This window comes from Arthrobacter sp. YAF16 (assembly GCF_052113385.1).
Classification (GTDB): Bacteria; Actinomycetota; Actinomycetes; order Actinomycetales; family Micrococcaceae; genus Arthrobacter.
Genome location: NZ_JBFRDC010000001.1, coordinates 832,984 through 845,986, shown reverse-complemented (window position 1 = coordinate 845,986; position 13,003 = coordinate 832,984). Strand labels below are relative to the sequence as shown.

At 67.2% G+C, this 13,003-nt stretch carries 7 protein-coding genes and 2 tRNA genes; 4 read left to right on the top strand and 5 right to left on the bottom strand.

Annotated features, from left to right (window positions below; genetic code table 11):
- Positions 1-13: 13 nt before the first annotated feature.
- Both AB4Y91_RS04010 and AB4Y91_RS04005 read right to left on the bottom strand, forming a co-directional pair.
- Positions 14-814, bottom strand: coding sequence for an electron transfer flavoprotein subunit beta/FixA family protein (locus AB4Y91_RS04010; RefSeq protein ID WP_441417847.1), 801 nt, complete (start codon positions 812-814; stop codon positions 14-16).
- A 296-nt stretch (positions 815-1,110) separates the two neighbouring features.
- Positions 1,111-2,685 carry a S1C family serine protease gene (locus AB4Y91_RS04005; RefSeq protein WP_441417230.1) on the bottom strand — a complete coding sequence of 525 codons (1,575 nt, stop codon included), beginning with the start codon at positions 2,683-2,685 and terminating at the stop codon, positions 1,111-1,113.
- 306 nt (positions 2,686-2,991) lie between these two features.
- Between AB4Y91_RS04005 and AB4Y91_RS04000 the strand changes: the two genes are divergently transcribed.
- The 3 genes from AB4Y91_RS04000 (at position 2,992) to AB4Y91_RS03990 (ending at position 7,448) form a co-directional block, all read left to right on the top strand.
- Positions 2,992-5,037, top strand: a complete 2,046-nt coding sequence (locus AB4Y91_RS04000; RefSeq protein ID WP_441417229.1) for a TPM domain-containing protein — start codon at positions 2,992-2,994, stop codon at positions 5,035-5,037.
- A 115-nt stretch (positions 5,038-5,152) separates the two neighbouring features.
- Positions 5,153-5,941: a PspA/IM30 family protein gene (locus tag AB4Y91_RS03995; protein ID WP_441417228.1), complete on the top strand. Its 789-nt coding sequence runs from the start codon at positions 5,153-5,155 to the stop codon at positions 5,939-5,941.
- Positions 5,942-6,023: 82 nt separating this feature from the next.
- The gene (locus AB4Y91_RS03990) at positions 6,024-7,448 is read left to right on the top strand and encodes a cryptochrome/photolyase family protein (protein WP_441417227.1); all 1,425 of its coding nucleotides are present in this window, start codon (positions 6,024-6,026) and stop codon (positions 7,446-7,448) included.
- Positions 7,449-7,500: 52 nt separating this feature from the next.
- Here the strand turns inward: AB4Y91_RS03990 and AB4Y91_RS03985 are convergent.
- Positions 7,501-7,577: transfer RNA gene (locus tag AB4Y91_RS03985), tRNA-Met, on the bottom strand.
- Between the two features lie 336 nt (positions 7,578-7,913).
- On the opposite strand from AB4Y91_RS03985, the gene AB4Y91_RS03980 reads away from it, so the two are divergent.
- The gene (locus tag AB4Y91_RS03980) at positions 7,914-9,476 is read left to right on the top strand and encodes an acyltransferase family protein (RefSeq protein WP_441417226.1); all 1,563 of its coding nucleotides are present in this window, start codon (positions 7,914-7,916) and stop codon (positions 9,474-9,476) included.
- 54 nt (positions 9,477-9,530) lie between these two features.
- Here AB4Y91_RS03980 and AB4Y91_RS03975 read toward each other — a convergent pair.
- A tRNA-Met gene (locus AB4Y91_RS03975) sits at positions 9,531-9,604 on the bottom strand.
- A gap of 220 nt (positions 9,605-9,824) precedes the next feature.
- A complete protein-coding gene (locus AB4Y91_RS03970) occupies positions 9,825-12,854 on the bottom strand; it encodes a UPF0182 family membrane protein (protein WP_441417225.1) in 3,030 nt (1,009 codons plus the stop codon).
- Positions 12,855-13,003: the final 149 nt, after the last annotated feature.

The window sequence follows — 13,003 nt, the reverse complement described above, 5'->3', positions numbered from 1 at the left end:
TCTGGATTTCCCCTTAGAGCAGCTTCTGGGCGGCCAGGAACTCGACCAGCCTGAGGCCGGCGTCGCCTTCGTCGGTGATGATGGTGCCGGCCGTCCGCGGCGGGCGCGCTTCGGCGGTCTCGACGGCGGTCCAGGAGCCCGCGAGCCCCACCTGGCCGGGTTCGACGCCGATGTCTCCCAGCGTCAGGGTGGCGATGGTCTTCTTCTTCGCCGCCATGATGCCCTTGAAATTCGGGTAGCGGGGGTCGTTGATCTGGTCCGTGACCGAAACGAGGGCCGGCAGGGTGGCCTCGACGGTGTCCGCGTGCGAGTCACCGTCGCGGCGGGCCGTGAGCTTGCCGCCGTCGAGTTCCAGCGAGGATGCGAAGGTCACCTGCGGCAGGCCAAGGCGCTCGGCGAGCTGGGCCGGGACCAGCGAGGTCTCCCCGTCGGTGGAGGCCATGCCGGTCAGGATGAGATCCGCGGGCGCGTCGGCGCCGAGGTGCCGGATCGCCGCGGCCAGCGCCAGCGAGGTGGCTGCCGCGTCCGAGCCGGCGAGCGCATCGTCGCTGAGGTGGACACCTTCGGTGGCGCCGATCTGCAGCGACTTCTTGACGGCATTGACGGCGCCGGCCGGGCCCATGCTCAGGGCGATGACCTTGTTGCCGGCCGCTTCGCCACCGCGAGCCTCGATCAGCTGCAGCGCGGCTTCCAGGGCGTATTCGTCGAGCTCCGACAGGATGCTTTCGGACCGGTCCGTGGTGTTGTCCCCGCCGCCAAGGTGGCGGTCGAACTGCGCGTCCGGTACGTGCTTGACCAGCACGATGATCTTCAAAGTCTCTTCCACTGTGTTTACAGCAGCCTTCCATGCGGGTGGGCAGCCAGCCGGGTGGGGACGTGGCCAGGGAGCGCCCGGGGTGCCGGGTTGCTCCTAGCTAACCATATAGCGCGGGCCTGGCGGGGCCTCGGTTAACGCCTGTGTCAGGGCGCCCCGGAAAGGGGCAATAGCGGTCGTTAGCGTGCCGGAAAAGGGAGCCGGGAAAAGCAGCGCCGGCCGGCACCCCAAGGTGCCGGCCGGCGTCACGGGCCGGGCGTTGCGGCTCCGGGACCCTCTCGTCGTACTGCTGTTCGCTACTGGTCGGCGGCCGCACCAAGGGTCACATCGAGCTGCTGTTCCTGGCCGCCCCGGAGGACGGTGACCTTGACCGTCGCGCCGGCGGCCTGCTCGCGCACGGCGGCCGTCAGCTGGTTCGGATCGCTGATGGTCCGGTCCTGGAACTTCGTGATGACGTCGCCCACCTTGATGCCGGCCTTGTCGGCGGCCGAGCCCGGTTCGACCGTGGCCACGTCGGCGCCGACCGAGAAGCCGGAGGACGAGGTGCCGGCCGCCTTGGACTTCACGCTCACTCCAAGCTGGCCGTGGGTGGCCTTGCCGGTGCTGATGATCTCCTGGGCCACGCGCTTGGCGTGGTTGATCGGGATGCTGAAGCCGACGCCGATGTTGCCGCTGCTCGTGCTGCCGCTGGCGTCCCCGCCGGCGGAGGCGATGGCCACGTTGACGCCGATGATTTCACCCTTGCTGTTCACCAGCGCGCCGCCGGAGTTACCCGGGTTGATGGCCGCGTCGGTCTGGATGACGTTGATCGAGATGCTGCCCTGATCGGCAGTGCTCGGCGCCTGGCCGCCACCGGGAGGGGCGAACTGGAAGCCCTGGTCGCCGCCCTGGGAATTGTCGGCGCCGCCCTTGGGGGCGGCCGAGGAGGCCACGCTGATGGTGCGGTTGAGAGTGGAGACGATGCCGTCTGTGACGGTTCCGGTCAGGCCCAGCGGGGAGCCGATCGCGACGGCGGTGTCACCGACGTTGAGTTTGTCCGAGTCGCCAAGGGTTGCCGGAACCAGCCCGGCCGGCTTGTCGATCTTGATCACGGCGAGGTCCGAGAGCGGGTCGGTGCCGACGATCTTCGCGCTGAAGACTTTGCCGTCGCTCGTGCGGACCTCCACGGCGGCGTTGGCGGTCTTGCCGTCCAGCGTGACGACGTGGGTGTTGGTGAGGACGTGGCCATCGCCGTCGAGGATGATGCCGGACCCCGTGCCTCCGTCGCTTCCGCTCGAGGCCTTGATGGTCACGACGCTGGGCGAGGCCTTCATCGCTGCGGCGGTGATCGCGTTGACGTCGTCCTTGTTGTTCACGATCACGGTGCCGGACTGGCTGGTGCTGCCCGTGGAAGACAGGGGCCGGTTCCCGATCAGGGCGTTGCTGCCGGCCACGACTCCGCCGCCCACCAGACCGGCGGCCAGGATGCTGGCAATGAGGGTGGGAACGCCGAAGGCGGCCTTGCGCTTCGGCGCGTTGGCCGGGTGGTTAAACGCATTGTTGTGGGGAGCCTGTCCGGCAGGCGGCTGGTTGCCGTAGGCGCCATAGGGGCTGGCTCCCTGGCCGTAGGGCGCGGGCTGTTCGTGCGAGGGCGCGCCAAACTGCTGCGTCTCGGGACCCGAGTGCTGGGCATAGGCCGGGGGACGCTCCGGATACACGGGGCGCGGGGAGCCATCCGCCGATTGGTCAAGCCTCATGGTCGGGTTTTCCCGGGCTGAGTCCTCCGCCGCTGTGCTGTGCGAAGCCCCGGCAGCGGCCTCCCCCGGCTCAAGCGGCTCCCCGTTCGGGGTCGATGGATCCGGTGACGCGCCCTGCATTGGGTTCTCAGTCATGGGACTTCCTTTCATCCTCGTCTGCAGTCAATTATGGCGGTCCAGACTGGAACATAAGCGAACATTTGCTGGGAGGTTCCTGAATGCCGACGCGCGCCGGGGCGGGGCCGGGTCCTCCCGTCCCGCCAGCTTCAGCGCGTTTCGCTGGTGGCATATTCCCGGCGGTGGACGGCCATTGGGGTGCACCATAGAATCAAATGGAATTGCCACAGCGACCTGCGGCTTTACACCTGCGTGGGGGCGCTGCTGCGTTCTGAGACGACCGGCTCGGCTCGATCCGGTCACAGAAGTGCTGAAGGGTTGCACATGCGGTCAATGATGAAACGATTCCTCGCCGTTCTCGGCGTGGCCGGACTGCTGGCGCTCCCCGCCGCTCCTGCCCTCGCCGAAGATCCGGTGACCATTCCTTCCGGGCAGAACATCGTCGACAGCGGCAACGTGCTCGGCAGCCGCAAGGGCGAGGTCCAGGACGCGATCCAGAAGCTCCTGAAGGACCACAAGTACAACCTTTACGTGGTCACCGTAAAGACCTTCGAGAACCCGGCCGACCCCAAGTCATGGTCACAGGCCGTGGCCACCAAGAAGGGTATGGGCCGGGCCGACGTCATCCTGGCCATGTCCGACGACGGCAAGTACTACTTCTCGCCCAACTCGGCCAGCGCCATCTACTCGAAGACTCGCAGCATCAGCGACAACGCAATCGTCGCGAACCTGGCCGGCGGAAAGCGCGACTTTGCGCAGGCCGCGATTGACACCGCCGCGGCAGTCGGTGACGCCGCCGGCGGCGGCAGCGGCTCGGTCCCCTCTGCGGGCGCCGTGAACGGCGTCCTGGTCGGCGTCGGCGTCGTGGCGGCCGGCGGCGTGGGAACCTATCTTTACCTGCGCAACCGACGGAAAAAGACCGCCGCGGCAGCCGGCACCGCCTATGGCCCGCAGGGCGCCGAACTCGACCCCCTCGCCGGATTGAGCGTTGAGGAGCTGCGCCGCAAGAGCGGTTCGCTGCTGATCGAAGCGGACGACGCCATCAAGTCCAGCGAACAGGAGCTTGGCTTCGCCCAGGCGCAGTACGGCGACGCCGCCGTCGGCAACTTCACGAAAGCACTGCAGGACGCCAAGGCCCACATGAGCGAGTCGTTCAAGCTGCAGCAGCAGCTTGACGACCACATTCCGGACACCGAAGAGCAGCAGCGGACCTGGCTGGGCGAAATCATCCGCCGCTCCGAGGCCGCACTGTCCTCCCTCCAGGAGCAGAAGGCGGACTTCGATTCCCTGCGGGAGCTTGAGAAGAACGCCCCGCAGGCGCTGGCGGCCGTCGGCACCGGCGCAAAGGACGCGGAGGCCAAGATTGCCGCCGCTGAGCAGTCGCTGGGCGAGCTCCGGGCAAAATATGCGGAGAGCGCCCTGACGCAGGTCGCGGACAACATCAGCCAGGCCAAGGAACGTCTGGCATTTGTGCAAAACGCCTCCACCACGGCCCAGGACAAGCTCAGCGCCGGCGAGGGCAGCCTTGCCGCCGTCGCGGTCCGGGCCGCCGAGGAGAGCCTGCACCAGACCAACGTGCTGCTCGGGGCCATCGCCAAGGTGGCGGCCAATCTGGACGAGGCCCGCAGCGGACTCGAGTCCGCCGTCGTGGACACGTCGCAGGACCTCGCCCAGGCGCGGGCCATGATCCAGTCCGGCGCCCACCCGGAGCTGGCCGGACCGGTCGCCGGGGTGGAGGCCGCACTGGCCCAGGTCAAAGCCGAAATCCAGGCCGGCAAGATCGACCCCATCGCCACGCTGGAGCGCGTGGAGAACGCCCACCAGTCCCTCGACACGGCCCTGACCGGCATCCGGGACCAGCAGGAGCAGGCCCGCCGGGCGCAGGCCTCGCTGCAGCAGAGCATCATGTCCGCCCAGGCGCAGATCAGCGCGACCTCCGACTACATCACGGCACGCCGCGGCGGGGTGGGCACCGAGGCGCGCACCCGGCTCGCCGAGGCGCAGCGCAACCTCGACTACGCCCTGTCCATCTCCCGCACCGACCCGGTCACCGCCCTGCAGTACGCGCAGCAGGCTCATTCCCTCGCCGCCCAGGCCGCACAGCTGGCGCAAGCCGATGTGGACCAGTTCGGCGGCTACGCGAACCAGGGCTACGGCCGCGGCGGGATGTTCGGCGGCGGCGGAGGAGGCGGCCTCGGCGGCGCCATCCTCGGTGGCATCCTGATCAACTCCATCCTGCACGGCGGCGGTGGCGGCGGTTGGGGCGGAGGCGGCGGAGGCTGGGGCGGCGGCGACTCCGGCGGCGGTTGGGGCGGCGGCGACTTTGGCGGCGGCGGCGACTTCGGCGGCGGGGACTCAGGGAGTTTTTAGCCGGCCGGTCACAGACTAGGCGCCGGCGGACTCGATCCGGCCGGCGGGTAGAAGCGGTACATTCACTGTTCACCGAATTCAGTGGCCACCACTGGATAGGACGAAAGGTAACACCATGGTTAAGCAGTCCATTTTCGGCCGCATGGCGCAGCTGGCGAAGGCGAACATCAACTCCTTGCTGGACCAGGCAGAGGACCCGCAGAAGATGCTGGACCAGATGGTCCGCGACTACACGAACAACATCGCCGAGGCCGAATCAGCGGTCGCCCAGACCATCGGCAACCTGCGCATGCTCCAGGACGACTACAACGAGGACATCAAGAACGCGCAGGACTGGGGCAACAAGGCACTGGCCGCCTCGCGCAAGGCCGACGAGTACCGTGCCAAGGGCGACATTGTGGATGCCGAGAAGTTCGACAACCTGGCCAAGGTGGCCCTGCAGCGCCAGATGTCGTCGGAGAACGAGGCGAAGTCGGCCGAGCCGAGCATCGCTTCCCAGACCGACGTCGTGGACAAGCTCAAGCACGGCCTGGACCAGATGAAGGGCAAGCTCAACGAGCTCACCAGCAAGCGCAACGAGTTGGTGGCCCGGTCCAAGACGGCGGCCGCGCAGACCCAGGTGCACGATGCCCTCAAGAGCATTGACATCATGGATCCGACCTCCGAGGTGGGCCGGTTCGAGGAAAAGATCCGCCGCGAGGAGGCCAAGGTCCGCGGCCAGCAGGAACTCGCCGCCTCCAGCCTGGACGCCCAGTTCAACTCCCTGGAGGACCTCGGCGAGCAGACCGAGATCGAGGCCCGCCTGGCAGCGCTGAAGTCCGGCGGCGCCACCCCGGCCCTCGGCGCCGGCAACGGCTCGGCCGCCCGCTCCACCGTTGAGGAAGCCGACTTCGACAAGCTCTAACCCTTGAGGCGGGGCCGGGCACCTGCGGGTGCCCGGCCCTTGCTGTGTCCCCGGGGGGCCGCCAATCCAGTAGCGTGGAGCCATGTCTTCGACCCTTGTCTGGCTCCGCGATGACCTCCGCCTCGACGACAACCCCGCCCTGGCGGAAGCTGCGGCGTCCGGTGACCCGCTGACCGTTGTCTATGTGCTCGACGAAGCTTCGCCGGGCGTGCGGCCCCTCGGCGGCGCCGCGAAGTGGTGGCTGCACCACTCGCTCGAGTCGCTCGCCGCCGACCTTGAGACGGCAGGGTCGCGCCTGCTCCTCCGCCGCGGCCCGGCGGAGGAGGTCATCCGGGGGCTGGCCGAGGAAACCGGCGCCACCCGGCTGCTCTGGAACCGCCGCTACGGCGGCCCGGAACGCACCATCGATGCCGGCCTCAAGGACTGGGCGGCGGGGCGGGAGATCAACGCCACGAGCTTCCAGGCCAGCCTGATGTTCGAGCCGTGGACGGTGCGGACCGGTTCCGGCGGCCCGTACAAGGTCTTCACCCCCTTCTGGAAGGCCTGCCTCGACGCACCGGAGCCCCGACTGCCGCTGGACGCGCCGCAGCGGCTCCCCGAGCCGGCCAAGACCGAGGCCGGTGAACTGCCGGGGAGCGACGCTCTGGAAAGCTGGCACCTGCTCCCCCACAGCCCGGACTGGAGCGCCGGGCTCGCCGCGGAATGGACGCCGGGCGAGGCGGGCGCGCACAGCAGGCTGGAAGACTTCCTCGACGGGCCCGCGGTCGAGTACGGCACCGGCAGGGACGTCCCCGGCGTCGAAGGCACCAGCAGGCTCTCCCCGCACCTGCGTTTCGGCGAGATCAGCCCGTTCCGGGTCTGGCATGCGCTGCGGGAACGTTACCCGCGCGGCGCACCGGCCGACGTCGGGATCTTCCGCTCCGAACTCGGCTGGCGGGAATTCTGCTGGCAACTGCTCTACGAGAACCCGCAGCTGGCCACCCGCAACTACCGCCCCGAGTTTGACCGCTTCGCCTGGCAGACGCCGTCGGACGCCGAACTGCAGGCGTGGCAGCAGGGCCGCACGGGCTACCCACTGGTGGACGCCGGCATGCGCCAGCTGTGGCAGACCGGCTGGATGCACAACCGCGTCCGGATGGCAGCGGCCTCGTTCCTGGTCAAGAACCTGCTGGCCGACTGGCGGCTCGGGGAGGCGTGGTTCTGGGACACCCTGGTGGACGCCGACGCCGCGAGCAACCCGGCAAACTGGCAGTGGGTGGCCGGTTCCGGAGCCGACGCCTCCCCCTACTTCCGCATCTTCAACCCGGTTACCCAGAGCAAGAAGTTCGACGCTGCCGGGCGCTACCTGCGGGCCTTTATTCCGGAGCTTGCCGGCCTCGACGACAAGGCGGTACATGAACCGTGGAAGGCCGACGGCGGCGCGGCCGGCTACCCGGGCCCGATCGTGGGTCTGCCCGAGTCGCGGGCTCGGGCCCTGGACACCTACCAGCGGCTCAAGGACGCCTAGGAAACAGCAAAGGCCCGGATCCTGGGATCCGGGCCTTTGCTATTACTGCCATTGGTTGCGGGGGCAGGATTTGAACCTGCGACCTCTGGGTTATGAGCCCAGCGAGCTACCGAACTGCTCCACCCCGCGTCGCTTGATCAACACTACCCTACTTTGGCCGCCGCCCCGACCACGGGCGGGTCCAGGGGGCTCCCATGGGTAGCCGACGGCGCTCCCGACCGGTCGCAGGCGCCGCCGTCCTGACCTTCTGCAGCACCCGGTCGGACTTTCCGCACCATCGGCAGGACAGGCCATAGACCGTGCCGCACCGGTAAAGGTAAGCTCCGAAGAACCCATGTCCACCTGATCTCCGCAGGACCAAGAATCTTCGAGAGATCGGTCCGTTTTCCTCCTATCTCCGTGCCCGCGGGAAGGAAGGAACAGTCGCGACGGCGACTACCCTCAGGAACGGAAAGAGGACACATCATGTCCGGACCTGTACGAGCCAAGCTGGCGCCCGGGCTGGCTGCCACTCCAAGTGCGCCGCCGGCCCTTGCCCCCGTCCGGGATCGGTACCTTGACCTGCTGCGCGCCGTTGCTCTGGCCCGCGTGGTCGCCTACCACTCCTTCGCCAGCGCGGTATGGCTGAGCGTCGTCTTCCCCTCAATGGGTGTCATGTTCGCCCTCGCAGGTTCCCTGATGGCGCGCTCCCTCGAGCGGCCCGCCTTCGGCGTACTGCGGAGCCGGACCCGCCGGCTGCTGGTTCCCCTGGCGGTCTACAGCGCGACCGTACTTATGCTGTTGCTTTGGGAGGGCTGGATCCCTGATAGGGAGGCGGGGCAATCCTGGTTGCAGACCCTGCTGTGGTTCATCCCGGTAGCGGACCCGCCCTTCCCGGAAGCTATCGGAACGGATGCGGGCCTCGTCGAATCATCCTGGGCATCACAGGCCGAAGAAATCCTCTGGTACATCCGGGCCTACTTCTGGTTCATGCTGCTCTCACCGCTGCTGCTCAAGTCCTTCCGTCGTTTTCCGTGGGCCACACTGCTTGCCCCGCTGGGCCTGATGGCCCTGCTTAGCCTTGGCGTTGTCCCCCTTCCGGGCTGGGCAGACAGCGGCGTCACGGACTTCGCCACCTACGGCTCCTGCTGGATCCTCGGCTTCGCCCACTACCAGGGCCTCCTGCGCCAGTTCCCCCGGCGGGTGGTCTTCATCGCGGGGCCGGCCGTAATGGCGCTGGGCTTACTCTGGGCCTCCACCCACCTGGACGATTCCGGCTGGGACCTGAACAACATTCCCCTCGCCCAAGCCCTCTGGTCCGTGGGGTTTTGCGCGATGCTATTGCGGATTTCACCGTCCTGGCAATCGCTCCCGAGGCCCCTGCGTTTCTTGGACAAGACGGTCACGCTTGTGAACAACAGGGCCATGACCATCTACCTTTGGCACAACCTGCTGCTGGTCGTCACGGTGGTGATCATCGACAGGCTTTATGACATCGACACCGTTGCCACAGCCATACCCTGGCTGCTGGACAGCGAGTGGACGCAGTTCATCGCAGTCTGGTTCCTGTTGGCGCTCATGTTCCTCACCATCGGGTGGGTGGAAGACCTCGCCGCCAAACGCACCCCGCAGCTTTGGCCCACCGGAACCCGAAACACGCCTCCCGGAGACATGCTCCCCCCGGCCCCTGCCGATCCACGGATTGCGGAGGAACCGATCACTAACGGAAAGCTGACAGTCCTGCCGCTGAACCGACAGACCGGGCGGATCCGGGCCTACAAATGCATCATCGCTGCCGGACCAGGGGGCCCTCAGCCGGAACCGCACGCTCACAGCGGCCAGGAGTCGATCCACGTTCTGAACGGCCATCTGCGGTTGCTGGTCGGAGACAAGGAGCTGGTCCTGCTCGCGGGCGAGAGCGCGGACTTCGACCCACGGGTCCCGCACTGGTTTGGGCGCGCCGGGACCGAACCGGTGGAGTTTCTGGGCCTATTTGAAGGGCACAGCGAGCGGATCCACATACCTCCGAGGTCCGGTCGGGCAGTCTGAGGACTTAAAGCAAGAAGTCCGGAACACTTTCCAGTGTTCCGGACTTCTTCTCAGTTGCGGGGACAGGATTTGAACCTGTGACCTCTGGGTTATGAGCCCAGCGAGCTACCGAACTGCTCCACCCCGCGTCGCATGATCAACTTTACCTGCCGGTGAACGGCAGGCCAAATCGGGGCGGCGTGATGTGCGTCCCATCCGTCACTCGGCCCCTGCCCGGAGGTCCGCACGGGACCCGCAAGCTGCCGGTTCGCCCGTTCAAGCCAAGGCGAAAGGCCGGATCCCCCCCTCGAACGGTACGGGGAATCCGGCCTTCGGCCTTCCTACATACGCCTGCCGGGCCGTCGGCGCCTACTTACTCGGCGAGGGCGACGGCGAGGGCGTGGACGACGGCGACGCGCTGCCGCTCGGCGACGGAGTGGCCGACGGTGACGGCGACGGCGTCGTCGTGGTGATCCTGGCCTCTGCGTCGATCGCCCGCTGCAGGGCCGCGGAGAGCTTCTTCTGCTGCTCGCCGTAGGCCGCGAAGTCACCCTTGGCCAGGGCCGCCTGGCCGGCCTGGATCGCGCCGTTGGCCTCTTCGAGGGCCGCTTTCAGTTCCGCCTTGGCGTCCGTCGTACCGCCGGCGGCCGGGGGCGTTGCTCCCGGGGCCGGGGTAGCCGGGGTTTGGCCGTTGTTGGCGGCGTCGCCGGCGGTGGCGCCGGAGCGGCCGCCGAACAGCTGGTTCAGTGCCTCGTCAAGGGTCGGCGCGAAGCCGATCTTGTCACCGAATGCGACCAGGACCCGTTGCAGCGTCGGGTAGGAGGTCTCGCCGGTCGACTTCAGGTACACCGGCTGCACGTAGAGCAGGCCCCCGCCCACCGGCAGCGTCAGCAGGTTGCCGTTGAGCACCGCCGATGCGCCCTGTCGCAGCAGGTTCAGTGCCTGCGACACGGTGGGATCGGAGTTGAACTTGTTCTGCGCCTGGCCGGGCCCGGGGACGTTGGCTTCCGGCGGAATCTGCAGCAGCCGCAACTGCCCGTAGCTCGCCGCCTTTACGCCCTTCTGGTTGCCGGCATCCGAGTCCGCGGCCAGGAAGCCGTAAAGCACGTTGCGCGCATTGCCATTGACTACCTGCGGGATGAATGACGACGTCAGCTGGAAGGCAGGCTTGTCCTGGTCGGGCATCTGCAGCGACATGTAGAACGGCGGCTGTTTGACCCCTTCTTCCTTGACGGTCGGGTCGTTCGGGACGCTCCAGGCATCATTGTTGGTGAAGAAGCTGTCCGGGTTCGTTACGTGGTACCGGCCCAGGAGTTCGCGCTGGACCTTGAATAGGTCCTCCGGGTAGCGGACGTGGCTCATCAGGGCGCCGGACATTTCCGAGTACGGCTTCAGGGAGGTCGGGAACACCTTCTGCCAGGCCTTCAGGACCGGATCCTGGTCGTCCCAGGCGTAGAGCGTGACGGAACCGTCGTAGGCGTCCACGGTGGCCTTCACCGAGTTTCGGATGTAGTTGACGGAGTTGCTCGGCAGCGCGGCGGTGCGGCCGGCCGAGGTCTGCGAGTCCCGCGTGGCGTCCGAGAGCTGCTCCTGCTGCGAGTACGGGAAGTACGGGCTCGTGGTGTAGCCGTCCACAATCCACTTCACCCTGCCGTCGACGACGGCGGGATAGGCGTTTCCGTCGACCGTCAGGTAGGGCGCGACCTTCTCCACCCGGTCCTTCGGGCTCCGGTCGTAAAGGATCTGTGACTCGGCGTTGACGCCGTCGGACAGCAGCAGGTCCGAGGACTGGAACTTGATCGAGTAGAGGATCTTGTTGAAGAAGCTGCCCACGTTCGGACCGCCGTTGCCGGTGAAGGTGTACTGCGTTCCGGCGTCGCCTTCTTTGGCCGCCGGGCGGTCCTGCTCGCGGTGCGCGGCACCGGCCGGAGCGCCGACGATCGAGTAGTCCGGCGAATTCTCGCCGAAGTAGATCCGCGGCTGGTAGCTGGTGTCGGTCCCCAGCACGCCTGTGGAGGGGATACCCGACTGCAGGAACTCGGGCTTGCCGTCCGCGGTGAACTTGTTGCCCTTGGCCGCGACCACGCCGTACCCGTGGGTATAGACCACGTGCTTGTTGAGCCAGGACTGCTGGTTGGTGGCCAGGCCGCCCGGGTTCAGCTCGCGCACGGCGATGACGGTGTCCTGGATCTTGCCGTTCACCTCGTAGCGGTCCACGTTCAGGGTGCTCGGGAACTGGTAGTACGGCCGGTACTGCTCCAGTTGGGAGAACGCGTCCGAGATCAGGTTCGGGTCCAGCAGGCGGATGTTGGCGGTGGTCTGGGCGTCCGGGGCCAGGGCGCCGGTGGTGGCCTTGGTGGTGGCCTCGTAGCGCTTCTCCTGGATCTTATCCAGGCCATAGGCGGCGCGGGTCATGGTGATGTTGCGCTTGATGTACTCGTTCTCCAGGGTCTGCTCCGAGGGGCGGACCTGGAACTGCTGGATCACCCAGGGGTAAACGCCGCCGGCCAGGATCGAGGTGATCACGAGCATGGCGGTGCCGATCACCGGCAAGCGCCACTTGCCGATCACTGCGGCGACGATGAAGAGGACGGCCACGAGTGCGGCGGCGACGGCGAGGATGGCCTTGGTGGGGATGACCGCGTTCACGTCGGTGTAGAGCGCGCCGGCCCAGCGGCCGCCGTTGTTCAGCACGGCGGAGTAGCGGTCAAGCCAGAAGTTGACGCCAAGCAGCAGCAGGAACGCCGCGCCCGCGACCGCGAGGTGGATCTGGGCGGCGCGGCTGGTGAAGACGCCGCGCTCCATTAGGCGGATGCTGCCGTAAAGGTAGTGCGTGAGGATGCCGGCGACTCCGGCCACGACGGCGACGCTGATCAGGAAGCCGGTAACGAAGCCCAGGAAAGGCAGGGTCATGAGGTAGAAACTGATGTCCAGGTTGAACTGCGGATCGTTCTGGCCGAAGGGCTCCTGGTTGAGGAAGAGCATCACCTTTTGCCACTGGCTGGCGGCCGCGCTGCCGGCGAAGAGGCCGAACAGCACCGGCAGGCCGATCATGACCACGCGGCGGATCGGTTCAAGCTGGGCCTGGTAGCGGTTGAGGTTGTCGCGGACGTCCGAGTCGGGTGCGTAGACCGGCCGGGCGATATAGGCGATCCGGATCGCGAAGAACACGGCGGCGAACATCACGGCGAAGCCGGCCAGGAAGATGGCGATCCGTGCGATGTTCTCGGTCAGGAAGACTTCAAAAAAGCCCAACTGCTGGTACCAGAGGACGTCCGTCCAGACATTGGCGAAGAAAATGAAGCCCACGACGATCAGGGCGACAACAATCAGTGTCGGCGTCAGTGCGCCTCGCCGTTGCTGTGGCCTTCCGGGTGGGACGGTGCTGGGACGGGACAAACTCGGTACCTCATAGCTGGTCGTCAGTGCTGCTGGTTTTTTAGTTGTCTAAGTGCATCGTGTTGCTGCAGTCTAGCGACTGCCGGCGCCGGCCCGGCAGGGCGGCAGCGGCCGTCATTAGTGCCACGAGTGGCGCCTGAGCTTAGTTC

Coding starts and splice junctions, on each gene's coding strand:
- AB4Y91_RS04005 (WP_441417230.1), bottom strand. CDS start 2,685: ATGACTGAGAACCCAATGCAGGGCGCGTCACCGGATCCATCGACCCCG.
- AB4Y91_RS04000 (WP_441417229.1), top strand. CDS start 2,992: ATGCGGTCAATGATGAAACGATTCCTCGCCGTTCTCGGCGTGGCCGGA.
- AB4Y91_RS03995 (WP_441417228.1), top strand. CDS start 5,153: ATGGTTAAGCAGTCCATTTTCGGCCGCATGGCGCAGCTGGCGAAGGCG.
- AB4Y91_RS03990 (WP_441417227.1), top strand. CDS start 6,024: ATGTCTTCGACCCTTGTCTGGCTCCGCGATGACCTCCGCCTCGACGAC.
- AB4Y91_RS03980 (WP_441417226.1), top strand. CDS start 7,914: ATGTCCGGACCTGTACGAGCCAAGCTGGCGCCCGGGCTGGCTGCCACT.